General features: G+C 37.2%; 34 protein-coding genes, 1 tRNA gene and 1 pseudogene. 14 read left to right on the top strand and 22 right to left on the bottom strand.

All coding sequences use genetic code 11. The features are described 5' to 3' along the window. Nucleotides 1-4 precede the first annotated feature (4 nt). On the bottom strand, nt 5-556 hold the full coding sequence (locus V4B18_RS00190; RefSeq protein WP_455475869.1) for a hypothetical protein: 552 nt from the start codon (nt 554-556) through the stop codon (nt 5-7). Nucleotides 557-646: 90 nt separating this feature from the next. Here V4B18_RS00190 and V4B18_RS00195 point away from each other — a divergent pair, with 90 nt between their 5' ends. Then, on the top strand, nt 647-913 hold the full coding sequence (locus V4B18_RS00195) for a BrnT family toxin (protein ID WP_455475870.1): 267 nt from the start codon (nt 647-649) through the stop codon (nt 911-913). After that, entirely contained in the window at nt 891-1,211 is a 321-nt protein-coding gene (locus V4B18_RS00200; protein ID WP_455475871.1) for a BrnA antitoxin family protein, read from the top strand. Before V4B18_RS00195 ends, V4B18_RS00200 begins: the two co-directional genes overlap by 23 nt. A 47-nt stretch (nt 1,212-1,258) precedes the next feature. Here the strand turns inward: V4B18_RS00200 and V4B18_RS00205 are convergent, their stop codons facing one another. The 3 genes from V4B18_RS00205 to V4B18_RS00215 are packed head-to-tail and all read right to left on the bottom strand — an operon-like array spanning nt 1,259 to nt 2,485. Beyond that, nucleotides 1,259-1,534 carry a hypothetical protein gene (locus tag V4B18_RS00205; protein WP_455475872.1) on the bottom strand — a complete coding sequence of 92 codons (276 nt, stop codon included), beginning with the start codon at nt 1,532-1,534 and terminating at the stop codon, nt 1,259-1,261. Next, nucleotides 1,531-2,292 (bottom strand): phage antirepressor KilAC domain-containing protein, encoded by a 762-nt coding sequence (locus V4B18_RS00210; protein WP_455476569.1) that lies wholly within the window; start codon nt 2,290-2,292, stop codon nt 1,531-1,533. The genes V4B18_RS00205 and V4B18_RS00210 overlap by 4 nt, the downstream gene beginning before the upstream one ends. After that, nucleotides 2,282-2,485: an Arc family DNA-binding protein gene (locus tag V4B18_RS00215; protein ID WP_455475873.1), complete on the bottom strand. Its 204-nt coding sequence runs from the start codon at nt 2,483-2,485 to the stop codon at nt 2,282-2,284. Before V4B18_RS00215 ends, V4B18_RS00210 begins: the two co-directional genes overlap by 11 nt. A 74-nt stretch (nt 2,486-2,559) precedes the next feature. On the opposite strand from V4B18_RS00215, the pseudogene V4B18_RS00220 reads away from it, so the two are divergent. After that, a pseudogene (locus tag V4B18_RS00220) lies at nt 2,560-2,637 on the top strand (Arc family DNA-binding protein); the annotation flags it as partial. On the opposite strand, the gene V4B18_RS00225 reads toward V4B18_RS00220, so the two are convergent. Together V4B18_RS00225 and V4B18_RS00230 are read right to left on the bottom strand one after the other, a co-directional pair. Continuing rightward, a complete protein-coding gene (locus tag V4B18_RS00225) occupies nt 2,616-3,155 on the bottom strand; it encodes an antA/AntB antirepressor family protein (RefSeq protein ID WP_455475874.1) in 540 nt (179 codons plus the stop codon). The pseudogene V4B18_RS00220 and the gene V4B18_RS00225 overlap by 22 nt on opposite strands. A gap of 17 nt (nt 3,156-3,172) precedes the next feature. Further along, nucleotides 3,173-3,820 carry a Rha family transcriptional regulator gene (locus V4B18_RS00230; RefSeq protein ID WP_455475875.1) on the bottom strand — a complete coding sequence of 216 codons (648 nt, stop codon included), beginning with the start codon at nt 3,818-3,820 and terminating at the stop codon, nt 3,173-3,175. Nucleotides 3,821-4,204: 384 nt separating this feature from the next. On the opposite strand from V4B18_RS00230, the gene V4B18_RS00235 reads away from it, so the two are divergent. After that, nucleotides 4,205-5,023 (top strand): hypothetical protein, encoded by an 819-nt coding sequence (locus V4B18_RS00235; protein ID WP_455475876.1) that lies wholly within the window; start codon nt 4,205-4,207, stop codon nt 5,021-5,023. Between the two features lie 304 nt (nt 5,024-5,327). On the opposite strand, the gene V4B18_RS00240 is transcribed toward V4B18_RS00235, so the two are convergent. From V4B18_RS00240 to V4B18_RS00250, 3 genes are all read right to left on the bottom strand, one after another. After that, entirely contained in the window at nt 5,328-5,921 is a 594-nt protein-coding gene (locus V4B18_RS00240; RefSeq protein WP_455475877.1) for a hypothetical protein, read from the bottom strand. Nucleotides 5,922-5,924: 3 nt separating this feature from the next. Then, entirely contained in the window at nt 5,925-6,236 is a 312-nt protein-coding gene (locus V4B18_RS00245) for a hypothetical protein (RefSeq protein WP_455475878.1), read from the bottom strand. A 321-nt stretch (nt 6,237-6,557) separates the two neighbouring features. Next, the gene (locus V4B18_RS00250) at nt 6,558-6,953 is read right to left on the bottom strand and encodes a type II toxin-antitoxin system HicB family antitoxin (protein ID WP_455475879.1); all 396 of its coding nucleotides are present in this window, start codon (nt 6,951-6,953) and stop codon (nt 6,558-6,560) included. Between the two features lie 100 nt (nt 6,954-7,053). Here V4B18_RS00250 and V4B18_RS00255 point away from each other — a divergent pair, with 100 nt between their 5' ends. Together V4B18_RS00255 and V4B18_RS00260 are read left to right on the top strand one after the other, a co-directional pair. Then, a complete protein-coding gene (locus V4B18_RS00255) occupies nt 7,054-7,236 on the top strand; it encodes a type II toxin-antitoxin system HicA family toxin (protein WP_455475880.1) in 183 nt (60 codons plus the stop codon). A 29-nt stretch (nt 7,237-7,265) separates the two neighbouring features. After that, nucleotides 7,266-7,688 carry a type II toxin-antitoxin system HicB family antitoxin gene (locus tag V4B18_RS00260; protein ID WP_455475881.1) on the top strand — a complete coding sequence of 141 codons (423 nt, stop codon included), beginning with the start codon at nt 7,266-7,268 and terminating at the stop codon, nt 7,686-7,688. Here the strand turns inward: V4B18_RS00260 and V4B18_RS00265 are convergent. From V4B18_RS00265 to V4B18_RS00305, 9 genes are all read right to left on the bottom strand, one after another. After that, a complete protein-coding gene (locus V4B18_RS00265) occupies nt 7,673-8,260 on the bottom strand; it encodes a hypothetical protein (protein ID WP_455475882.1) in 588 nt (195 codons plus the stop codon). The two genes, V4B18_RS00260 and V4B18_RS00265, sit on opposite strands and share 16 nt — an antisense overlap. A 10-nt stretch (nt 8,261-8,270) precedes the next feature. Beyond that, on the bottom strand, nt 8,271-8,708 hold the full coding sequence (gene ssb / locus V4B18_RS00270; RefSeq protein WP_455475733.1) for a single-stranded DNA-binding protein: 438 nt from the start codon (nt 8,706-8,708) through the stop codon (nt 8,271-8,273). Between the two features lie 167 nt (nt 8,709-8,875). After that, nucleotides 8,876-9,373 carry a hypothetical protein gene (locus V4B18_RS00275; RefSeq protein WP_455475883.1) on the bottom strand — a complete coding sequence of 166 codons (498 nt, stop codon included), beginning with the start codon at nt 9,371-9,373 and terminating at the stop codon, nt 8,876-8,878. A 2-nt stretch (nt 9,374-9,375) separates the two neighbouring features. Next, nucleotides 9,376-9,729 carry a hypothetical protein gene (locus V4B18_RS00280; protein ID WP_455475884.1) on the bottom strand — a complete coding sequence of 118 codons (354 nt, stop codon included), beginning with the start codon at nt 9,727-9,729 and terminating at the stop codon, nt 9,376-9,378. A gap of 205 nt (nt 9,730-9,934) precedes the next feature. Next, the gene (locus tag V4B18_RS00285) at nt 9,935-10,447 is read right to left on the bottom strand and encodes a hypothetical protein (protein ID WP_455475740.1); all 513 of its coding nucleotides are present in this window, start codon (nt 10,445-10,447) and stop codon (nt 9,935-9,937) included. Then, nucleotides 10,365-11,735, bottom strand: a complete 1,371-nt coding sequence (locus tag V4B18_RS00290) for a DUF1376 domain-containing protein (RefSeq protein WP_455475741.1) — start codon at nt 11,733-11,735, stop codon at nt 10,365-10,367. The genes V4B18_RS00285 and V4B18_RS00290 overlap by 83 nt, the downstream gene beginning before the upstream one ends. Further along, a complete protein-coding gene (locus tag V4B18_RS00295; protein WP_455475885.1) occupies nt 11,725-12,201 on the bottom strand; it encodes a crossover junction endodeoxyribonuclease RuvC in 477 nt (158 codons plus the stop codon). Before V4B18_RS00295 ends, V4B18_RS00290 begins: the two co-directional genes overlap by 11 nt. A gap of 141 nt (nt 12,202-12,342) precedes the next feature. Continuing rightward, the gene (locus tag V4B18_RS00300; RefSeq protein ID WP_455475886.1) at nt 12,343-12,693 is read right to left on the bottom strand and encodes a hypothetical protein; all 351 of its coding nucleotides are present in this window, start codon (nt 12,691-12,693) and stop codon (nt 12,343-12,345) included. 32 nt (nt 12,694-12,725) lie between these two features. Beyond that, nucleotides 12,726-13,097, bottom strand: a complete 372-nt coding sequence (locus V4B18_RS00305; RefSeq protein WP_455475887.1) for a hypothetical protein — start codon at nt 13,095-13,097, stop codon at nt 12,726-12,728. 82 nt (nt 13,098-13,179) lie between these two features. Here V4B18_RS00305 and V4B18_RS00310 point away from each other — a divergent pair, with 82 nt between their 5' ends. From V4B18_RS00310 to V4B18_RS00345, 8 genes are all read left to right on the top strand, one after another. Continuing rightward, nucleotides 13,180-13,797 carry a S24 family peptidase gene (locus V4B18_RS00310; RefSeq protein ID WP_455475888.1) on the top strand — a complete coding sequence of 206 codons (618 nt, stop codon included), beginning with the start codon at nt 13,180-13,182 and terminating at the stop codon, nt 13,795-13,797. Between the two features lie 430 nt (nt 13,798-14,227). Then, the gene (locus V4B18_RS00315) at nt 14,228-14,602 is read left to right on the top strand and encodes a hypothetical protein (RefSeq protein WP_455475299.1); all 375 of its coding nucleotides are present in this window, start codon (nt 14,228-14,230) and stop codon (nt 14,600-14,602) included. Nucleotides 14,603-14,706: 104 nt separating this feature from the next. After that, on the top strand, nt 14,707-15,438 hold the full coding sequence (locus V4B18_RS00320; RefSeq protein ID WP_455475298.1) for an antA/AntB antirepressor family protein: 732 nt from the start codon (nt 14,707-14,709) through the stop codon (nt 15,436-15,438). A 14-nt stretch (nt 15,439-15,452) separates the two neighbouring features. Then, the gene (locus V4B18_RS00325) at nt 15,453-15,983 is read left to right on the top strand and encodes a hypothetical protein (protein ID WP_455475297.1); all 531 of its coding nucleotides are present in this window, start codon (nt 15,453-15,455) and stop codon (nt 15,981-15,983) included. Nucleotides 15,984-16,124: 141 nt separating this feature from the next. Next, complete coding sequence (locus tag V4B18_RS00330) at nt 16,125-16,910, top strand: RecT family recombinase (protein WP_455475296.1); 786 nt, start codon at nt 16,125-16,127, stop codon at nt 16,908-16,910. A 1-nt stretch (nt 16,911) separates the two neighbouring features. Then, the gene (locus tag V4B18_RS00335; RefSeq protein ID WP_455475295.1) at nt 16,912-17,535 is read left to right on the top strand and encodes a lambda exonuclease family protein; all 624 of its coding nucleotides are present in this window, start codon (nt 16,912-16,914) and stop codon (nt 17,533-17,535) included. A gap of 119 nt (nt 17,536-17,654) precedes the next feature. Then, on the top strand, nt 17,655-17,903 hold the full coding sequence (locus tag V4B18_RS00340) for a hypothetical protein (RefSeq protein ID WP_455475889.1): 249 nt from the start codon (nt 17,655-17,657) through the stop codon (nt 17,901-17,903). Nucleotides 17,904-17,905: 2 nt separating this feature from the next. Further along, nucleotides 17,906-18,943: a tyrosine-type recombinase/integrase gene (locus V4B18_RS00345; RefSeq protein ID WP_455475890.1), complete on the top strand. Its 1,038-nt coding sequence runs from the start codon at nt 17,906-17,908 to the stop codon at nt 18,941-18,943. Nucleotides 18,944-18,971: 28 nt separating this feature from the next. Here V4B18_RS00345 and V4B18_RS00350 read toward each other — a convergent pair whose 3' ends face one another. The 4 genes from V4B18_RS00350 to ptsP all read right to left on the bottom strand — a co-directional run bounded on the left by V4B18_RS00350 (nt 18,972) and on the right by ptsP (nt 22,849). Next, nucleotides 18,972-19,271, bottom strand: a complete 300-nt coding sequence (locus V4B18_RS00350; protein WP_455475891.1) for a HigA family addiction module antitoxin — start codon at nt 19,269-19,271, stop codon at nt 18,972-18,974. A 17-nt stretch (nt 19,272-19,288) separates the two neighbouring features. Further along, a complete protein-coding gene (locus V4B18_RS00355) occupies nt 19,289-19,570 on the bottom strand; it encodes a type II toxin-antitoxin system RelE/ParE family toxin (protein WP_455475892.1) in 282 nt (93 codons plus the stop codon). Between the two features lie 203 nt (nt 19,571-19,773). Continuing rightward, nucleotides 19,774-19,863, bottom strand: a tRNA-Ser gene (locus V4B18_RS00360). Between the two features lie 481 nt (nt 19,864-20,344). Next, the gene (gene ptsP / locus V4B18_RS00365; RefSeq protein WP_455475893.1) at nt 20,345-22,849 is read right to left on the bottom strand and encodes a phosphoenolpyruvate--protein phosphotransferase; all 2,505 of its coding nucleotides are present in this window, start codon (nt 22,847-22,849) and stop codon (nt 20,345-20,347) included. Nucleotides 22,850-23,944: the final 1,095 nt, after the last annotated feature.

Consider the following 23,944-nt stretch of genomic DNA (forward strand, 5'->3'; position numbering starts at 1 on the left):
GCTCTTATTCAGAGGGGCTCGGATCATGAAAAGGAACAGGGGTATGGACTTCTTCCAGCAAAGCTTTTCTCATAAAGTAATCAAGAGCACCAATAAGACTGGCTGCATCACACTCAACTTGAGCAGCAATACTTGCACCAAAACGATGCGGAAAATTCAACATCGCATCACGATGTGCTCTTCCAAAATCACGCGCTGCCTTTTTTACTTCTTCTCGATCAACTGTTGTCTCGCGTAAGCGCTCAAGTGCAATCTGTTCACTTTCCAGTGCAACTTGCATCCTCTTGAGTTTGATCTCGTATTCATTCGCTCCGTCTATGGAATCTTTTTTAATTTTTGCACAAGAATGACCAGCAGACGACGAAAATGCTTGGGAGCGCTTTGTGGGATTCTCATTCCATATGGCTCTCGCAACCTCTTCATCAACCGAACCATCCGCAAAAATCGCTTCATCAAATTTGCCCGTCTTAAAGCGAGAAACCACTGCATTCGCAGACACACCCATCTGTTTCGCAAACGCGCGAACCGATATCCCTTCTCGATCTCTCTTATTCATGAAATATTTGCCTGTGGTGAATAATTTATAAGAATTATCGTACACTTTAAATTTGTTTACAGCGTCATATTTTTAGTGTACATAAAATATATGAAAATAGTATGGGATGAACCAAAAAGAGCTTTGAACATTGATAAACATAAGCTTGATTTTGCAGATGTTATTTACTTTGACTGGGAACATGCTTTCATTGATGCAACACACTCAAACCGTATGAAAGCTATAGGATATTTTGCTGATGGTACAACAGTTGTTGTCTTTGCAAAACTTGGCACTGAAGCTATATCCATTATTAGTTTCCGTCATGCAAATAAAAAAGAAAGAGAGGTTTTCAATGACTATCAACAAAACCTTTAAAGAAGGATGCGGTTACACAAAAGAAGACTGGGAAGCAGTCAATTCACCATCACTCACAGATGAAGAACTTGCACGCTTAAAACCAGCAAAAGAAGTTTTACCTGCTTCTTTTTTCAAGCATATAGCAGAAGAGCGCCGTAAGCGTGGACGTCCTTCAATTGAATCTCCTAAACAAGCAATTACCCTACGTCTTGATCCCGAGGTTATTGCCTTTTTTAAAAAACAAGGCAAAAACTGGCGCACACGTATGAGCGAAGCGCTAAAAAAAGCAAGTGATGAATTTAAATATACATCCTAGCTTTCTCCCCACCTTGAAGATGGGAAGAGATAAGCTTCAGTATAAAGTTAAGCCACTTTCTTAAGCGAGCTTTTTAAGTTCGGATCATATGCCTTCAATAAAGAATCGATACCACGAGGAAACTCTGAATCTCCAAAGTCTGTAAGAACCGCTAAAAGCTTAAGGATATGCGCATCTTTCTTGATCTTTGAAACCAAAGCTTTTTCTACTACACTCATGGTATTAACCAAAGCATTGCATTCTTCTTCTCCAACACCATCACGATTGCAAAGCTTAAATAAAACCAGCCACAAATCACACAAAGAGTCGATATCAGTATTCATTGCACACCCCCATGGATTTCTTCTCTCAAACATGCCAATCCCTTTGTGGTGATTTTTGTTGAAGGCAAGACCTTTTCTGTGCCATCGGGTCTTTGAATCGTGATGGTCGGGCAATCCATCAGACCTCTCTTGATCTTGTCTTGATAAGGCAATAATGCAGAACCCGGAGCACGTCGATAAACCCAATCATTCCCACGCAAATAATCAATTAAATCTTTTGGTCGTACCTCTAGTACCTTTGCTGCTTCCGTAAGACCAAACAAACCATCAGAGCGGGTTAAACCTTCAAGTGCTTCTGCTTTTGGCTTGAGTTCAGCGATGATTATATCCTTACGCTCATTTTCATCTTTTAAATGCGTTAAAACACCAAGGATTACTTCAGGACTGGAGTAGTCGATCGATTGGATATGGGATTGCTTTATCTCGCCTCTGCGCCATGCAACAAATAGCTTAATAAGCATATAACGAACTTGAGAAGATTTTTCTGTATTCGATAATGTCGCAATCAATAATGCTTGCTCTTCGTTAAGCCAATATTCTGTTACGTTATTGCCTTTTATTACGTGCGCCATAGTGGCGCACGTCCCAAACCTTTCTATTTCTTTCATATTTCTTGCGATTAATTTTCTAACGTCACGTGTACGAACAAACCCTAGTTTTTCTGCTAAGTCCACATCGCGAACACGGGGCTCGTTCTCTATTTCTCTTAATTTGATTAATTGCTCTTTATCGATAGATAAGTATGTGCTATCCATTATTATTAACCTCTTTCAGGTTGGTTATATGTGAAGCGTTAGAGTGAGTTTTTGCGGACTTATGCTCTAACGCTTTTTCTTTTTTAAGAATATTAATTATTTCAGATGAAAGAGAGCGATCATTCTCTGTCGCCCGATCAAACAACCACTCTTTTAACATATGTGGCATATTTATTTTATATTGGATCGTTTTCATTTTACCTCCTATGCACATATTTAGTACCATAAAGGTACCTTGTGTCAAGTGTGTTTTTAGTGTATTTTAGGTACATGACAAAAAAAGATCGTGTACAATTTAAATTTCTCATTCCAGTTGAATTGAAAAATCAATTGGAAGAGTTTGCTGAAGCAAACCATCGTAGTCTTACGGGTGAAATTCTTGCTCGTTTAGAAGAATCTGTTCGCATTACCATTACGGCGAATCGTATGCTAGCAATGGATTCAAAAGATTCCCAAAAGTTCATTGAACAATTATTTTTGAATAAAAATAATAAAGCTTGATGTATCGTGCGTGGATCCGAATAATCAATCTGTGGTGCTGATACTTGCTTCACACGTCGCTCGCACTCGATAAAATACTGACGTGCTTGTTTGCCTTTTTCGTTACGCTCTACCATGGCAAGCTCTTTCGCCATGTCTAAGGTAAGAGCATAATCTTTTAATACCACATTTTGACGTTCGCCAATTTTGGCGAGCGTTAAAATATAATCTCTTTTTTCTTTAAAGTCGTATTTGTTGATGCGGTCTTTAATCCAATTTGAAAAATCCCGCTTCACTTCCAAAAACGCATGCAATTCACGTGCATTTACTGTCTGAACAGTCTCCTGTTCTATAATTTGTTCTGTAATTTCTATGAGAGCGTTCATGACTGAACTCCTATCGATTAGAGGTTTTTGATTGACACTCCAGAGGAGTGCCGGGTGCTCAAAAACACGGTCGATAGTCCGTCGTTATGCTTTCCCCATAAAGGGTATTGTATAGCATAACCACACCCGACAAAGCCATTGTACACACGCAGTGTATAATGAGTCAAAGCTTTTAATGTGCGGAGAAGAGATTGTTTCGGCAATCTATCCGCTATCGATTTAAGGTGTTTTTGAGGCACCTGATTCGACAATAGACATATTCTTGCCATATTGTCAACGAATAAAATTGCTTTTTGTTCATTTTTATCTTTTATACCAATCATCGCCTCAGGACTTGAGTAATCAATCTGTGGTGCTGATACTTGCTTCTCCAATTCTTGCCACCGGTCAACTATCTTGGCTCGTAGTGTAGTGCTATAACCTGACACAAGAATTAAACATTCACGCTTGGGAAGATTGTAGCAAGGAAGTGTACGACCTGTTGAATCCTTGTATAATCCTGTAAATTCACTCAGCTCAATTTTGAGCTCAGTGAATATTTGCCGAATATCACGCATGACATTTCGATGTTTCTTATCGCATAATGCAGCAATCTCGCGGCTAGACATAGTCTGAACCGCAGCACCATTACTGGCACTTTCTATAGTTTTCATGAAAGTATTCATAAGGAACTCCTGTGTAGTTAGACGTTTTTCATTGACATCCAAAAAAAATATCGGGTGCTGAAAAACACGGTACACAGTCCGCCGCTACGCTTTCCCCATAAAGGGTATTGTATGGCGTAACCACACCCGACAAAACCACTATATGCTACAAGCATACAACGAGTCAAAATCTTTCAATTTGCGGAGAAAAGATTATTTCGGTAACCTTCCGCTGTGTATTTTTAAAGTGTTTTTCAAGCACCTGAATCAACAATAGGCATGTTCTTGCCCTATTGTCAATAGGTGAAAGGTGCTATTTTATAAAATAGGTAAATTCGTCTTTACTTGTTAATTCATTATAAATCTGGTAGCTGACTCTCGCATTTTACTTATGGAGGGGGAACAATGCTCGATGTGCTTGACACAATTGCAATGATTGTATGTTTGTTATCATTGGTGGTGATGGTTGTCGGACTCGTTTTAGTGTGTATAAAAAAACGGCGGAAAAAGGGATTAAAAACCCTTGGTATTGGAGTTTTATTATTTCTCGGTTCTGCAATAGTGGGTGCTTCTGTGCACAAAGACAAACCAGAACAAGTTGCACACAATAATAAAATTTCTACCTCCTCCTCGACTTCGTCAATAGATGTTGTTACTCAAAATGAAAGCGTGACTCAGACACCAGCTGAGAATACTGATAAGAAAATTACCTCCATTCAAGATAATAAATCAAACGAAAATGATGGGCTGGGCTTTGAGGAATGGGCGTTATTAATATTCTTCACTTTTTTTGCATGTTCCACTTTGTATCATTATTGGCAATATAAACGCAAAAAACGCTTTGAAGAGCAAGTCTCAATGTTGCAACCACATATCCCTCCTTCTAATTTTTCGGAAGCATGTGAAATATTTCAAGAACTTAACGCGTATGAAAATAACTATCGTTTAGCACGAGATGAAAAATTATTGGAAATTCAAAAGTATGTTACCTTCATTAGCAGTAAAAAAACCAAACCCTTTGGACGTCTTCTAGTAACAAACCAGGCCATCGTATTCGAAAGCCCTGAAAAGAATGAACGAATTACTTGGACACGAATTGCATCAGTAAATATCACATACCAAGGATGTCAAATTAATCGCCGCTCTGGCGTACCATGGAATTATGAATTTACTGCAACTCCTAGATTTGCTGCAATAGTCCGATCTCTTGCACAGCCTTATTGAACTTAGAACATTGTAAAATTTCTTTTCGTTTAAAATAATCTACACTGTACAGCCTGTGCATTAAACATTGTACAGTCTGCGCATTAAAATTAATTGTTTTCAATGGTTTATGTGTACAATGCACAGTCATTTTTAAAATTCTGTCGCTAGCGATAGTTCGCGGTTGCCTGCCCCGCAACAAGTCCAACCCGCCTGGAAGTACCTTTTGCATTGATTTTATTGACTTTTTTATGAAAAAAGCGAAGTATCATCGATAGTCTTGTCTTAAAAATTACGATCACTGCATACAACACATAGACATCGCTTAAGAACGTGCTTTAGCCTTATTCTTTGCAGCATATTCCTGACGAGCAAGTTGTATCTGTATATTTTTGGTTAATCTTTCATTGGCATGTTGTACAATGGAATTGGCAATCTCTGGCTTAGACATGACCTCTGCAATCGAGATCCCTTCTTGTTTTACAATGGGGAATTGATCTCCTCCAGCTCTTTGGAACACATTTCCCCCTCCTCTCCTTAAATTAACACGCTGAGGAAATTTTCCACCTTTTATAAAGCCATGAGGCAAAATCTTTCTTGCTCCAAACATCATGTAGACCACACCGCGCTTTGTTTCTTTTGCTTTAAAAAATTTAAGCGGCAATGATGTTCCTGAACCAATAATATCTGCTTCAGGAAATTGTGTTGTTGCTTTTGATTTTATGTAAACACCTTTCTTAACACGCTTTACTTGAGCTGATGAAACTTCAGAAACTGTTCGTTCTGTAAAGCGCTTAACCTGCTTTGCTGCGGTGTTTACAGCATTACGAAGCGCCCAATTAAGACGTGGTGCTTTAAGACTGGTAAAAGTATCTTCAACTTGCTGAAGATACCATTTTTGATGAATAGTTAACTTCAAATGCTAAGCCTTCTTTGGAGAATCCATTGATGGCTTAGAAGCTTTAACTGCTTTAGGCTTCTCGGAAACTGCTGTTTCTGAAGATTCTTGTTCGCTTATATTTGTATTCTCTTTTTGCTCATCAAGCTGTTGCCCTTTACTAGAGGCAACACATTCCTCCTCCTGATAAAGCCTTGCAGCATTAGCCCGTTTAAGACGAGCATAAACTGCATGAGAAACCTCAACGAATGGATTATCTAAAACCGAAGGCTCAAAACGAACAATGCTTTTATTGTCACCCAACACACACATTGGTTTAGTGATTACTACTTTCATAGCCACTCCTTTTGATGAATTATTTAATGACATTTAATGACATGATCGGTCATTTATTCGCTTTTGTTGCTTGAAACAAAAAACAGCCCATTTTCCTAAGAAAACTAGACTCTTTAGCCACATTAAAGGCTTAATATTTTTCTAAATTGTAAGAAAAAAATCTGAAATCTGGACACAGTAAGACACCGTGCAGTGATGTTATTAAATACGATTTCCCATGCAATGTCAACAAAAAAATCTAAATGTTGTATTTTTTGTTTTTAAATCTGTGTATATTGTATAACTCTTAGATTTTTGACGAAATAATTTGAACTTAACTACCTAAATATTAAGTTCATGGCGTGCTGCTGTTGCCAAAAAAGCAGATCTTGTTAACCCTCTTTCTTGTGCACAATCATCAATCGCACGCAAAAGTCCTCGTTCAATAGATATATTAGTACGCACTACTTCAGCATCATTTTCAATAAAGGGAACTTGTATTAAAAAAGCTCCTTCTAACAAAGCTTCTTTAACGGCTTTTTTCTGTATCACTTCTTCAAATTTTAAGGGAACTGGCAAACTATCCATTTCCTCACAGTAAAGCTGAAGAGCTTCGACTGCATTTGCGATTAAATCTTCTTCGTGATCGGCAGCAGAAAAAAGCCCTTTAAAATCAGGAAATTGAATGCCAAAAGCAGAAGTTTCATCTTTGTGGACAAGAGCAAAAAATCTTCTCATTCTTCTTTTCCTTTTTTACTACCAAATAAGCTCTTGCATCATTTTTATAAATTACGACATTTTTGTTGTATTGAAACATTTTAGATGTTACATTATCATAATGAATAGTCAAGAATTAAAAAGATATCTTTCGAAGCAAGGCTGTAACTTTACTGCGGGAAAAGGCGGCCATTTGATTGTAAAACACGGTTCTAAAAAATCTGTTTTGCCTATGCACGGTGCACGGAAAGAATTAGGAACAGGATTAGTTCAAAAAATCCTCAAAGACCTCGGCTTAAAATAAGCCATAACCTTAATAAAGAGGAAGCAAACATGAAATATGCAGTTAAATTTGTCAAAGATGATAACGATACTCTCCTTGTGATCTCTAAAGATTTTCAAGAATTTATTACTTATGGCTCTAATGAAAAAGAAGCTTTAGAAAACGCTAAAAATGCACTTTTAACAGTTATTATGGGACGTTTTCAAGATCGTGAAACTGTCCCTTTTGGAAATCATGACATTGTTTACCCTTTTGTTGAAGTATCTTCGTTAATAACTTTTAAAATTGCAGTGCATAACGCTATGATCGAAAAAAATTTACGTAAAGCCGATCTTGTACGTCTTTTAAAACTTCATCCAGTGCAAATTGATCGATTATTGGATTTAAACCACGCAACAAAATTAGATGTTCTAGAATCTACTCTTCTTACTCTTGGAAAAGAAGTTACCATTAAGGTTCAAGATGCTGCTTGAGATTTGTATACTTCACGGCTTTGCGCAAAATATTTGTGAAGCACATTAAGAATAATACGCAGTGAATGTACAAGATACGGAAGTGATTGATCTTCAATTACAATATATTGCAATGCAGCATAAAAATTGTGTTGGCGATATGAATGTTGTACTTCTTGAATTACCTCTTGCATGATTAAAAATTGCTGTGTTGTCATTTTCACCCATTTTTCTCTTGCGGCATCATCAGAAGATGAAGGCATTTCATTATAAATTGCAGTGGGAAAACCTTTTGCACACAAATAATTGTTTCTCACTTCAAGATACTTCTGTGCAGCGTCATATTGCTCTTGGCTAATGCCTGATGGGTCTTGTCTATATCCGAGCAAACAAAGTCGCCCGATATAAGTACCAGAAAGTGGATTTTTTGCTTCTTCTACAGTTAAACCAAAGTGCTTCGCACGCATTTCAATTGTTAATTTATCAATAGATTCATGCGGTGTTTTTGCACGTGAAATCCGTCCGTTTTTCTCTCTCACACATCCCTCAATCCGTGGACGCCCACGCTTTGCTCGTTTTTTTCTTTTTGCCATATTTTTTCAATCAAAATGGAATGTCATCATTAACAGATGTTTTATAATCAGCAGCACCTGAAGCAACAGCATAACTTTGAGCAGTAACAGAGGTCTCGCTCTCTTTCTTTGCATCAAGCAAATACAGTTCACCTTTAAACTGTGGTAAAATCACCTCTGTCGTATAACGATCGATACCATTTTTATCTTGCCATTTACGTGTCTGTAAGCGCCCTTCAACATATACCTTGCTGCCTTTTTTGAGATATTGAAGAGCAACCTTTGCAAAATGAGGATTAAAAACCGCTACAGAATGCCATTCCGTCTTCTCTATTTTTTGATTGGTGTTTTTATCTTTGTAGCTCTCTGAAGTGGCCATGCTAAAGCTAACCACTTCTGCTCCTGAAGCCATCGTTCTGCTTTCTGGATCAGCACCAAGACGCCCTATTAACGTCACTTTGTTTAGCATATTTTTATTCCATTAAATTTATGTTTCATACGGACATTATTTTATCATAATTTTTCCAATATTTTCAAATGGATATTATTAATTATTAACATATAGAATTATATTTTACAGCGCTCATTGATAGTACTTGACTGCTACAAACGCATTGGTGGATCAAATGAGAAATTTTATGCAGAATCCAGAGCGCATGACCGTAATAAATTAATAAGCTTATCTATTAATCTATATGTACGAGCCATAACATAAACGACAAAAACCAAAAAAATATGCCAAAGAAGAGTATTTGCTGAAAAGTGGGCTTCATCCCCAAAAGCAGCGAGAAAAGAAATATCTGTCTTAGGACTGTATGAAAAAATTAATGTCACAAGCGCCAAAACAATTAAACGAAAAAGTTGATGCATATATAAACGCAAATCAGATGTTATGATATTCCAAGATGTTGTATTTTCATATTGGTACTCTGGATCAAAATGTAATTTTGACGGAAGTTTAGAATTACATAAGATTGCACAAAGGATTGTTACTATTACTAAAAAGACAGATGCAAATGTTAAAACGCCTTGAATAAAGTCAGTGTTTTTTTCTATTTCCAAAAAAGACAAAGCTATAAGTGCTATAAACCCGATGCCATATAATAAAATTGTCGTTTTCTTCATTGTAAACATGTTTATTTCCCAGCAGATTTCGATAATTTTTTAACAGTTTCCGATAGCTTTTTGATATTTTTGTTAATCTCGTCTATGAGTGGCTCATAGTTAAGAACAGCTTTAGGCAGTGCACTCCCATAAAACCACGCTTTTACTTGCGCTTCAGTACTGAAATTCGCTCCCTCTGGCGTTTCATAGTACTGACAGCCTTCAAACTCCTCATATTCTCTGGCTCCATCTTCATACTCATACAGATTATAGAAGCGCTCTTCACAACCATATCCACTCCGCACATATCCCATAGCTGTTGCAACAAGCTGCTTTTTCGCTGACTGTTTACGTTTTGTTGAGAACAGATGTTTTAAGATTTTCATGCTTTAATCTTTAATTTTATCGATAGGCTTATTTGCCATAAATTTGACCACAAATAGCCATTTTTATTTTAATGCATATATCAAAAAATTCTTTAATCGCTCTGTATGGTGCCTTTTTATTGATTTAAACGTATGCCTAATATAAAACGATCAACACTTTTCACTATTTGCTAAATTAAAATACTCTTCAAGCTGCTTTACCCCGCTATGCTTTGGCAAAATACGCTTTTGCCTCTGCGGAATCTGGAGCAGCAAGCATTTGCTTCAGTTCATCAAATTTTTCTGCAGAAATCGGCTCTCCTTTTGATTTTGGCTTAATCTCTGATCTTTCTAAGTACTGAAATATGTTTTGAATTGCTTTTCGAACGCCATTTTCAAGCTGTTCACAATAAAGAAACAAATCTGTTGCTGATGGCATAAACGTTGTCGAAAAGCCTTTTGCTTTACCTTTTATCACGTCTCTTATTGCCGTCTTAAGTCCCCACTGGCTCACCCCATCAAGTGCAAAAAAATATCCAAGTGCAGTAGCCTTTTCATCTGCTGCAGTTGAGCTTTTACGAGCACCAGATAGCACATCAAACATTAAACTGATTTCTTGCTCAGAAGCTTGGTCATCAAGCTGTTTTAAAGCCTCATTACCCAAGGCAATGACTTGCGCCGTTTCTGCAATCGATGGTTTTTGTCCCGGGAGCCAATGGAATGGTGGGTCTTGCGTCATCCTCGAAGAGAAACCTGTACGCACTGTCAGAATGTTTGATATTGCGCATGTGTTCAGCGACTCGGTGACCCCAGCCACGTTGCTGTTCTGTTTGGTAACCAGTTCCTTTTCCATAGTTGTTTCCTTTCGCTAAATTCTCGATAGTCCTACGCACCCAGATACGCCATGTCGCTGGCCAATCATGCTTGGTTGCGTCCTTGCCTGTCTTAGCTTTCCAATAATCTTTGAATTTTTCCATCTCGACTTTCACGCGCTCGGGAGGCAAACCTTCCTGAATTGCAAAATCGTAATCAGGTTCGAAATCCTCAGGCAATCGACAACCACGTTCGCCCTTTCCTCGTGAAGAACGCTTTTTTGCAGGTGAAGCAACAGGCTCTTGCGCTTGAGCCATAGCTGTCTCGTGAAGAACATCTCCAATGATTTCTTCAAGCATTTTTGCACTTGAAGGATCATTGCGTGCTGGTATTTTCTCTAGCGCTTCATCGTCAATCAGTGGCCAGTTTTTGAAATCAGGGGTACCCTCGTTATTTTGCTGGTGAATAGGAAAATGGTTTTCTGATGATGTTTTGACTGGATCTGAAAAATTCTCCAGAATATCAATCTCTGTTTGCTCGTGAACCTGATCCTCAGTTTCTGAATTATCAGAACCCATTTCTTTTTCTTTTTTTGCTAACACGATAGTGTTAGTTTTTTTATTTTTATTTATATTTTTATTTTCTTTTAGGGGGGTGTGGGGGGGTATTTTCTTTTCTTTTTGTTCAGCATCATTTGTTTCAGCAAAATCACTATTTGCTTTAGCAAAAAAAACATTTTGCTTACCGTTTGCTTCAGCAAAATCATTATTTGCTTTAGCAAAAAAAACGTTTTGCTTAACATTTGCTTCAGCAAAATCATCGTTTGCTTCAACAAAATTATTAATTGATTGTTTTATATGCGTTTTTGCTTGTGCTCCTTTTTTACCAGCTTTGCTGCGAATTTGAGATATGTGCTCCTTTTTTTCACTAAACTCTTTTAGCTCTTCCTCAACGCGATAACTCCACAAACGATCATTGTTTAATTGAATAATCATTCCTTTTCGAATTAAAGTTTCTAATGCTTTCTTAAAGGCTTTTTCTGAACAGCCTACAGCGCGCGCTAAAAGAGAAGTCTCTTCCCAAATTGGTTCACGTGCTCGACACATAAAAGCAATAAGCGTACTATAAGAAGCCTTCTCTGCCGCATTAGTACCAGCAAAATCCATGATCCATTCTTGATAAAAATTCCGCACCCAAGGTAGCCTATTGGACATGCGTGTCCCTCCCTTTGATTAAATGTAAAATTGCTAAAGCATCTGCTTCGTTATCATCTTGTGGTGCATGTCCTTTAGAATACACCGCCTTTATCATTTCTTCTTTTGAGGCATTCCCCTTCCCCGTCATCGTCTTCTTAATCGTACCAACGGGAATGCCTTCATAAGGAATCTGGTGGTGTTCACACCACGCTGTTAAGGTTGCTAACAAACCACCATAAACATGAGCAGCATCGGTGCCCACATGACGACGCACCTCTTCAAAATACACCTCACCAATTTGACCCGCGGTCATCTTCATTTCTGTAAGCCATTGCTTAAAGCGCAAATAACGCATTCCCCCACCCTCAAAACGGCGTGGTTGGAAATTGGCTGTTCCACTGATTATGTGGTTATCTGCACCACAAATCGCCCAGCCAGTCTTGGTGCCTAAATCAAGGCAAAGAATGGTTTGTGAAGAATTCATAATCCCCCCTAAAGACTGTTACGTATTGGTATATGCAATGGAGCGCTTAAACTGGCTCTCTTGCAAAAATGTTTTTGAAAAAATACTCTACTGCTGCTTTTTGGATATCATCGTCACACTCAGAACAAACGTATGATAAAATTATTGCTGGGGAGTTTCTCCCGTAGCTATATTGCGTAGACATTCTTTGTAAGATGGATCTTCCATATCCAGATGATGTAATGGAATAGCAACACCAGGACGGAGTTTAAATTCTGGTGAAGTAAGAAAAAATCTTGGTTTGAATTGTTCTATTTTCCATGATATCGCTTCTAGCCAGCCTGTATGGTGCTTTAGTATTGTAACTAATTTTTCAAGCAGTTCTTGCTTTTCCTCAATCTCTTTCCTAAGAATTTTAATTTCTTTTCGATATTCCCAAATACAAAATAATAGCGATGCATAAGAAAACACGGTCGTGACGTTTAATATTCCCATCATTACGCTTTGACTCATCTACTTATTCCCTTCCTTTATTTTTCTCCAATTTAAGAGTGCGAACTGTGTTGCTGTTGCTCGTCGTTAACTATAGAATTATCTATACAAGAAGGCGTTGTTGACTCTGATCCATCCAATGCAGTAAATTTTTCTATTGAATAAAGTGTATCTTGCCTCTGCTTTGTAATTAAAATGGAAGCGGTGTGGGATTTATTCTCATATGTACGAAGAAACCAATTTAACGTGACCCAAGATAAACCTTTGGATTTAGATAATTGAATAATTGTGTTCCAATATCTCGGAGAAATTCTATTGCGATCTCGCATTTTACGAGCAGCCTCGTAGCTACATCCAATTTGTTCTGCAAACTGGCTTATAGATCCCCAAGCATTAATCAAATTTTTAACAGAGAAATTATTCATAACATATACAGTACATTATGTACATAATTAAATCAATACAAAAATCGTACAAATCGCATAAAAAATCGTGGATAATATACGCATGATTTACTTACCAAAAGATAGACTTAAAATAGCACGTAAAAATGCTGGGTACAAAACACCAGCTGAGGCTGCACGTGCTATACCAAGTATAAATATTAATACTTTAAATAGTAATGAAAATGGAAATCGAGCTATTTCGCGTCAAATGGCTGTGCACTATGGACAAATATTTAATGTCGATCCAGGATGGATTTTGTATGGTGAATCTGACCTAGAAAATCCTAGCCTTATTACAAACGTTCCTCTAATATCGTGGGTCAGCGCTGGAGAGTTAAGTGAGCAAGATGGTATAATGGATTTTTCAGATTACCCAATAGCAGAAGCCGTTAGTTTGCCTGCGGGCAAATGGATTGCTTTACGCGTTGATGGTGCATCTATGAATAAAATTAGCCCCCCAGATTCTATAATATTTGTGAATACACAAGACAAAAAACTTGTACCAAATGCTTGCTATATCATTGCAGATGAATCTGGACAAGCAACATATAAACGATACAGACCTAATGATACTCCTCCTTTTCAACCCGCATCATACGACAAAACAATAAAAGCTCCAAAACTTGAAGGTGCTATTTCTATAATAGGTCGTGTACGACGTACTGTTCTTGACATGTAAACGCGATTATTATGCTTTATCTGATTGGTCAGAATTCTGAAGAATCGTTAAAATAGCTTGTTGAACTTCAGGCTTCTCTTGATCAAAAAGACTAATAAATTGTTCAGATACCTCAATCATAAAAGGTGGAATTTCACCGACAAAATTAATAATTTTTATTAATTCATCAACTATCTTAGTTGTGCAATATGTTAATAAAAGTAAAAGGCGACATACTTAATGTGTTCGGCTAGCATCCTTTTGCTTCCGTGTCATTTTTTAATTAATTACTCCTTGAGTCATAATTTTAATTGTTCACGTTTCATCGTTATTATTTTATTTTTCTAAAAATAGTACATAATGTACTTGACTATTTCTAGTACATTATGTACTTATATTTCTATAAACCATAGACAAGCAATTGCCAAGAGGCGTTTAGAGGGGAGCAATTATGAAAAAGCCAATTTTTGTAAACTCAGATGAAATTTTATTGATCGTCTACAATGATGATGACCACGTTGCTAAATCAGGACCATTCTACGATGAATTCGAAATTTTGAAGGTTCTTGAAGGCACAGAAGGTGTTATAAAAATACTTTGTATAGATAATTCAATGAAATACTGTGAAGACATTAGCGAAGAGATTGCAGAAGCATACATCAAGGAAAATGATATTCTTCAATCCAACAGCACTGGACACCCTTTTATAGAAGAGAGCGATGCTTTTGATGCTTTTTATGACGAAATAGCAAAGCAAGAATATGAAGATGCGATGTACGGCACTTACGAGGTGCAACACCGCCTACGCCTTTCTGACGTTCTGTAAAGAAACCTAGAGACGTTTTAGAGAACGCTCTTTCCAATCCCATAAATATGAAACCTGCAATGAAAAGCTTCTTGCTATTCAGCTCAATGAATATGGAATTTATAATGCATCATCTTATAACCATCACAAAAAACACTGTTGACGGTGAAATTATTCAAACAGTAAACGCGCGTGAATTGCATGCGTTTTTGGAAGTAAAATCTGAATTTAGAAATTGGATTAACAACCGTATTGAACAATATTCTTTTATTGAGAAACAAGATTTTACGACCACGGTAAAATTTTACCGGGGTGGAAAATTAAAAGACTACTACCTCACACTCGACATGGCGAAGGAGCTTGCCATGGTAGAGCGTAATGAAAAAGGCAAGCAAGCACGACAATATTTCATTGAATGCGAACGACGTGCAAAACAATCTTTAAACCTTACAAATGCTCTCGAAGACCCTCTCGCAATTAAGAAACTACTTCTGGAAAGTATTACACAATTGGAAGATTTAAAAAGCGAAGTCAATGTGCTGAAACCAAAAGCAATGGCTCTAGAAAACTTACAACGACACGACGGTCTGTTTGGATTGACTGAAGCGGCAAAAATATTGGAAGTACAGCCAAAATTTTTCCTTCACTTTTTACAGGAAAAAAGTTGGATTTACCGACGTGCTCCAGGATCTCCATTGTTACCATATCAGGACAAGATCAAGAAAGGTCTGATGGATTGTCCAATCATCACCATTCAAAAACCTGATGGAACAGAAAAGGTTCTGCCTTCAACAAAGATAACCACCAAAGGCATCAGCATTCTTTCTCAAGAATTACAAAGACAAAGCATACATTAATAAAGGAAAAAATTATGGAAAATAAATACGAAATGACCGATGAAAAAATCGAAATTAACGGATTAAAGCTTTATCGAATTAAAGCTGTTAGGGACTTTGGAGATGTAAAAGCAGGTGATTTAGGGGGCTGGGTAGAGCATGAAGGAAACTTATCGCATGATGGAGGCTGCTGGGTTGATGGTAATGCTAAAGTGTTTGGTAATGCTAAAATACGTGACAACGCTATCATTAATGATCAAGCAAAAATATACCATGATGCAAGTATCGGTGGTGATGCAGAAATTTCAAAAAATGTAGAAATTTTTGACAATGCCAAAGTTGAAGGTAATGCACAAATTTCAGATGATGCTCGTGTTTTTGATAAAGCTAAAGTTTATGGTTATGCCACAGTCTACCAAGGAGCTCATGTTTCTGAAAAAGCTAAAGTTTGTGGTGAAGCAAATATTTGTGGTAACGCACGTATTTTTGGTGGTGCTATTATTTGCGGAACTGCCGAAGTTGACGGTAGTGCAAAAATTTCTGGGAATGAAACCGTCTTAAGATAAAGATTTTAGATCATGAGGCAGTACAAATTTACTGATAAGGTCACACAGCCTCAAAAGATAAAACTTTAACAACTCAAAACAATTTTAAACAAATGCGTGATTCACGCCACGGGTGGATTGCGCATAAATGAGGGATTCAATATGACCAATTCTCCATTAACAGTCATGGCACAAAAATATGGTTTCTCCCATGACGAGTTTCGAGAAACAATTATCAAAACTTGTACCAGCACAAAATACCCTTTTTCTCATGAAGAGTTTGCTGCTTTTATTTGTGTTGCCAATACTTATGGACTTAATCCTCTCACAAAAGAAATCTATGCACTCCCTAAAAAAGGTGGAGGTCTTATACCTGTTGTCTCTATTGATGGGTGGATTAAAATCATCAAATCAAACCCAGATTTTGATGGCATGACTTTTCAAGATCAGCTCGACAACAATGGCAATTTGATTGCCATCAAATGTGCAATACGTCTGAAAAACATTAAAGACCCTATCGAAGTCACCGAATATTTATCAGAATGCAAGCAAAACACAGATGTTTGGATAAAGTACCCTGCACGCATGTTGCGCCATAAAGCTACCATACAATGCGCACGTTATGCTTTTGGGTTATCAGGTATTTATGAAGAAGACGAAGCCGCACGCATTAACGGCACAAACCACAATACACAAAGCCAGCTTATTTCAAATGAAGTGCTTATACAAATCCAAAAATTAATGGATCAAACACAAACACAGGAAGCAAAAGTGCTTTCTTTTGCCAAAGTCGAAAAGCTTAGTGATATCTCTTATGAGAAAGCACAAACTGTTTTGGATGGTTTAAAAAGAAAACAACAATCACAAATGGCTCAAGCACGACAAGACACTACCATACAAGACGCTGAATATGAGCCAATCCCGCAAGAACAGGCAATGGCGGTGTGAGATGGAACAAAGAACAGCAGAATGGTTTCAAGCACGGTTGGGAAAAGTCAGTGCCTCAAATGTTTACAGTGTCATTAATAGAACAGCCAAAGGACTGCCGACAAGCAAATATGATGAATACAAAATCACACTCCTTACAGAGCGCCTAACAGGAAAAATAAGCCCACATTATGAAACCGAAGACATGCGGTGGGGTATTGAGCATGAAGAGGATGCAATTGAAGAATATAGCTTCATTTATGATACCAATATAACAAGATGCGGCTTTGTGCCCCACCCCACAATTGCAATGGCTGGTGCAAGTCCTGATGGTCTTATTGGAGAGCAGGGATTAATCGAAGTCAAATGCCCCAAATCAACAACCCATATACGCTTTTTTATCGATAACCAGATCAAGCCTGAATATGTCGCACAAATGCAATTCCAAATGGCTTGTACAAGGCGCGAATGGTGTGATTTTGTGAGCTACGATCCACGCTTTACCGACCAATCATCACATTTACGTCTCAAAATACGACGCATACACCGTGATGAAGAACAGATTGAACATATTAATAAAGCGGTCGAGACCTTTTTAACAGAGATAGAGCAAGACATGGAGCAGATATTGACTAAGGCTGCTTAACACTATGGGGGGCTTTTTCCCCCTTCTTATAGCACCCCCGCCCTTTCTTCATAACAACTTTTCATTAAATGCGTATTTCACGCCACAAATGAATTGCACCTAAAATTAGGAGACCAGATATGGCTCATCGTCCACCGACTATAACCCAACCAGCAATTGCCCGCGCCTTAAGAGAAGCCAAAAAACAAGGAGCAGAGGTTGTGGAAATCAAACCCACGGGTGAATTGTTAATTCATATTAATAAAATTAGAACACCAGAAACTATAGTAAATATTTATAGCATAGATGATTTTCCACCACTTGAAACTGAACAAGAAGAATATAGCTCCAATAAAGTTTGTCGCTCTGTTGATGGTATAAAGTTTTAGCCATGCCTAAACGTCGTCCCCCTCATCTTGTTCGTGAATGCACTCGCCATGGTAAAATCATATGGTATGTACGTATTGGTCACGGCTCACGGTTTCGGATTGAAGGAACCTACGGAACACAAGAGTTTATTGACAACTACACACTTGCCATCAAAGAAGCGCAAAACGGCTCCTCAAAAACTACGAAGCGCACCAAACTTACAGAAGGGTCTTTCGATTGGTTGTTGAATCAATACTTACAAAGTATGCAATGGCATAATCAATCAGAATCGACCCAAAAAGTTAAATACAGAATCTTAAACAATGTTTCTAAACTTATTGGTGATCGTTCTTATAAAAGCATAGAAAAACAACATATTCTTGATGCTGTAGACAGAAGACGTAATACCCCCGCAGCAGCAAGGCATTTTTTAACAGCTTTAAATGGTCTGTTTAATTGGGCAGTTGATAATGCTCTTCTAAGCAAAAATCCTGCTTTGAACATAAAAGCACCAAAATCTTTTAATCCAGATGGATTCACACCATGGTTAGAAGAAGACATCGACAAATATTATAATAGATGGGCACATGGTACACATGAGCGTGTCTGGATTGACGTACTTCTGTACACAGGCTTGCGACGTGGTGATGCAGTTCGAATCGGCTGGAAAGATGTTACAGATAATGTCATTCACTTAAAAACAGAAAAGAGCCAATTTAAAACAGATGTTTTTCTTCCAATTTTGCCTGAACTGTTAGAAACTCTTAAAACTGGTTCTATTGGTGATGAAACATTTATTTGCGGAAAAAGCGGAAATAAACTCGTCAAAGAAAGTTTTGGCAACCTATTTCGCGAGGCGTGTAATGCAGCAGGCATAAAAAAATCAGCACATGGATTAAGAAAATTAGCAGCAACACGTGCAGCCAATGCAGGAGCTACAGTTTCGCAAATGAAAGCGCTTTTTGGCTGGACTGAAGATAAAATGGCATCACTTTATACCAAAACAGCCGATAAAAAACGTCTAGCAATAGAAGCAATTAAAAAACTACAAAAAGGTTAAGGCAATGGATAGAAGCTAAAAAAACAAATCAAAGCGGTGTTTGAATAGCATCAGAAACCAGGGGGGAAATAAGTGGTTGTGTCTGTTGCATTGCTTGCCATAAATTATAGTTTGTTTGCATATCCAACCAAAATTTTGCTTTACTAAAACCAGCTAACTCTAATTTAATAGCAAGATCGGTACTCATAGAAGCATGTCCGTTAATCACTCTTGATAAAGAGGCTCTTGTCATATGGAGATGGTCAGCTAATTTTTGTATTGTTATCCCCATTTCTTCCAAGAAAGCTACTTTTAGAACTTCACCCGGGTGCGCGGGGTTATGCATCATTTTTTTCATTCCTTTCATCAATGGTAATCTTGATAATCAACAAGCTCAATGTCTGTTCCGATAAAGCGAAAGGTAATACGCCAATTTCCATTCACCCATATAGAATAGTATCCTGTGAGTTTACCTTTAAGAGGGTGCATTTTAAAAGCAGGCGCTTTCAACATTTCAGGCGTGGCAGCACTCGTTAAGGCCGTTAAGATAATGCGTAATTTTTTTACATGATCTGATCGAATAGCTTTTATCGAACCTGTTGTATAAAATAATTCTAAGCCCTTATGTTTGAAACTTACAATTGCCATTAGCACCCCTAACGTATATCGCCACTATACGATTAATAAAAATAAGAATCAAGTACCATACTGACAAATCTTGCTTCATATTTGGATAAAATGGTTGAGAATAAGCTATTAAAAGGTTCGGGATAGGCAACAAAATAAGTTAAAAGAATCAATGGAATCAAAATTCCCTAACTTTTCTGTAACTCATTGATTTTATTTATATCTGGCGGAGAGAGAGGGATTCGAACCCTCGATATGGTTTCCCATATACACGCGTTCCAGGCGTGCGCCTTCAACCACTCGGCCACCTCTCCAGAGTTTTGCACTATACCCAGAAAGAAATAACGTGCAAGCTTAAATTAGATACTAAAAACTAAAAAAATACTTCATTTATCTAAATAAGGTACAATATCATTAAACAACAGCTCGTACTTCACCTTTAAAAGACGATTTTTTGTAGATAATGCCAAAAATGCAATATTCAAATTATAAAAAATTAATCACTTTAATGTTCATCTGCGCTGCCCTTACCGTTAAGATGACAAAAAATCTCAAACTGATATGCAGTATGCATTTTTTTAAAAACCAGATTATTCAATACTATCATTCCCACTTTTCCTTATTATACCCAGTAATTAGCAAGGAAGTGATTACATCACTCTCTTAGTTTTTCAATTTTAAATCGCACTTCGCGAAGATAAAATAATGAACTTCATTTTAGAAAAATGATCTAAGTGTGATTATTGTATCAAATTACAAGATTAACGAGTATTTTATTTTGCTTAAAGCTTTTTCTTATCTTATATTGCTGCTAAGAGCGCGCACAGCTTGCGCAGTCTCACATTGCAATGCTCTTTTTGCTAAAATTTTCATATCTTTAAAACTGTGTGCTTGCAAGCATGCTTTTACTGGAGAAATATCATAGGATATCATAGACAATTCACGAATCCCTAAGCCCGCTAAAATCATAGCTGCAAAAGGATCTCCAGTCATACTACCACACACGCTTACCCAACATCCATGCTTCGCTGCACCTTCAACAGTCTGGTGAATCATGCGCAAAATCGCTGGATCAAGATTATCAACTTCAGATACAAGATAAGGATTTTGTCGATCAACAGCCATTGTATACTGAGTTAAATCGTTGGTTCCAATTGAAAAAAAATCAACATAAGCACTCAAAATATCTGCCATAATAGCCGCCGCTGGAACCTCAATCATAATACCCAATTTCAGTTTTGGAGCACCAATATTAATCCGAATTTCTTCTGCAATCTTTTTTATAGCAAAAATTTCAGAAACAGACGTAATCATCGGAAACAAAATCCATAAGTTTCCCCCAGCTTTTGCAGCTCGATACAAAGCACGCAACTGAGGAATCAAAACATCATGTCGACGTAATAAAAAGCGCGTTCCTCGAACATCTAAAAAAGGATTATCTTCTTTAGGTATATGTAAATGCGTGACTTGCTTATCTCCCCCAATATCGAATACACGAATGATTAATGGCTTTTCCCCTACAGCTGTAATCACAGCTCGGTACATATCAAATTGAGCCTCTTCATCTGGAACATGCGGACTATCTAAAAATAAAAATTCTGTACGCATGAGTCCAACACCTTCAGCTCCTAAATCAAGCGCAATAGGAACTTGATCTGCATAATTAACATTGGCCATGATACGAATTCTTTTACCATCTGTTGTTCGCACTGGCAATCCGCGCATGCATATCTCACCGCTACGCTTTTGCGTTACAATGCTTATCTGTTTTTGGGCATCCTCAACATCTTCAAGAGAAGGATCAAGATAAATAAATCCGTTATCGCCATCAATAATCGCTTGGGTATCGCATTTCACTGCTAAAGCATGAACATTCGCAACAACAACCATTGGAATACCAAATGTGCGCGCCAAAATAGCTGTATGAGACATGAGTCCTCCCCATCCTGTCACCAAACCTTGCACTTTTGTACAGTCAAGCTGAACCACATCAGAAGGAGATAATTCATCTGTAACAAGAATAATATCATGCGGGATATCATTTAGAAAAAATGAGTTATAAGATGGATTGATTTCACTTAGAACACGACGACCTACATCAACTAAATTAACAGCACGTGCAGCTAACAAAGGATTATCTATCTTAGAAAACATATCTGCAAATTGCCTAATTGCTTTATCCCAAGACCAAGCTACACCATGGCCTTCTGCCATAAAATGGTGAACCTGTGCTAACAAAGTTTTATCTTCAAGCAACATCATTTGCGCAGAAAAAATCGCCGCAGAATCTGATCCAATACGAGTTGCAATATCATCAATAACTGATGTCATTTTGTATTTCGTATTTTTAAGAGCATTTTCAAGACATGCAGCGTCAGTTATAAAATCAATTGGCTGATCCACTATGGAAATATCATTACGTTTTACAACAAAAATTTTACCAATGGACAATCCCAAACTCGCTCCAACACCAGAAATACCTTTGCGTCCAGAACGCGGATGCCAACCGTGAAGAGCTTTGGTCTGAAATTCCATTTCTCTCATTACGCATTTTTCGCTTATACTGACTTTCTTTGCGACAGAAATTGCGTCCTTAAGCAGCTTCATACCATCTGCAGCATCTGTCGAAAAAACTAAAACATCTCCGTTTTTTGCTCCTAGTTGCAGTAAACCAACTAAACTTTTCATTTCAGTAACATGTTGATCACAACGAACTCTAATAGAATCCTGAGCTTTTTTGGCAAAGTCAACCCAAAGAGAGGCTGGTCGCGCATGAAGACCACTTGGATAATCTAAAGTCCATTCCTGACATATTGAAAGATCACCAATAAAAGTTTCCCCCATCTTTGCATTATGACCAAGCAAAGTTGTAATAATCTGCTGTTTGTCCACAGTTGTTGCCAGTATTTCAAGTCGTTCTTTATCAAGTAAAAGACATGTCAATTTTTTATAAATCTTTATATAAATATCTGAGCAAGCCGCAATCGCAATAATCAAGCGCACTTTATTTCCATCAGACCACTCAACACCGGAAGGAATCTGCACCACAGCAATAGCATCTTTGATAAGAAAATCACGCTTCTCAATTATTCCATGGAGAATTGCAATACCATGCCCGAACAAAGTATTCGTTGTTGCTTCACATTTAAACATGCTAGCTAAATAAGATTTATCAATTGCACCAACCTGCACAAGTAATTCAACAGCAGCGTGAATTGCATCGCTTTTATGATCGAACGCAGCTGCAAGTCGTACAGATTTCATAGACAAGATTTCTATTTCATTAAAATCTGCATTCATTGCTTCTACCTCCTCACACCCTATAAATGCATTAAAAATATTTTTGTAAATTTTATTTCAAAGCTACATTTCTAAAAATACAGCAAACTCCGCATCTCTCCTTTATTCTATCAAATATGATCAAATAAAGATGCTAAAATCCTCAACCTAATTAACTAAGTTGCCATCTACTCTGTCTAACGAACTGTTCAAAATATACGCAAAAATCATTGCACTCTAACCAAATCAGACATTCTCTTTTTCAAAAACACTATCATAACCTCGATGTAAAATAATTATTCTTCACATAAAAAATAGAATGCCCCAATTATCTATAATTTCAGTGAATATTTTAATTTGCTTTTCCAAAATTAAGCCACCCACTATTGCTCGTTTCTGATTGATTATATCATTATTAATGTTCACACATGGCGTGCTTTTTTTAAGATTTATTCATGACTAAATATCTCACAATACAAAATCTTAAAGATGCAATCTTAATCATATTGTGACCTTTTTTCCCAAATAAGCATTACACTTACACGACGTTATTTACTTGCGCATCATGTAGAAAACGGCTCCCCACTAGCAAGAACTAAGCATCGTCCACGCACATAATTTATTTCTGGATACTTTCAACAAACAGGATAAATAAGACTATAAAAAGAAGTACTATCGTCTTAAATCAATCTCCACTATAAGATTGGAAATTTTTATTTTACAATACTCAATAACATTACAGGTCAAAAGAACACCCTCCGCACAGCAGATTGCTCTTCAGTTATTTCACTTTCGTCAAACTTAAGCTTTTTACAGTGCAGCTCACTTTATTATAGATTGCTGCCTAAACACCCTGTGCAATCATTCTCAAAATAGCTTTAATAATCCTTTATACTTCTCTTAGATATTCCTCTTTTTTAAACAATTAGCCTAACCCATTCCCATCACAAACTAAAAAATACAGTAACCATCATAAAACTGCAAAAGCTAACAAATTAATCCATTTTCACAAAAACAATTATGCAAACACCCTTATAAAGTTTTTCTATAATTTTCTGAAAATAAACCATATCGTGCCTTTTTTCATGCAAGGAGAGAGCAGACTGTTTTTCTTAT

The sequence above is a fragment of the Bartonella sp. B17 genome (assembly GCF_053795755.1).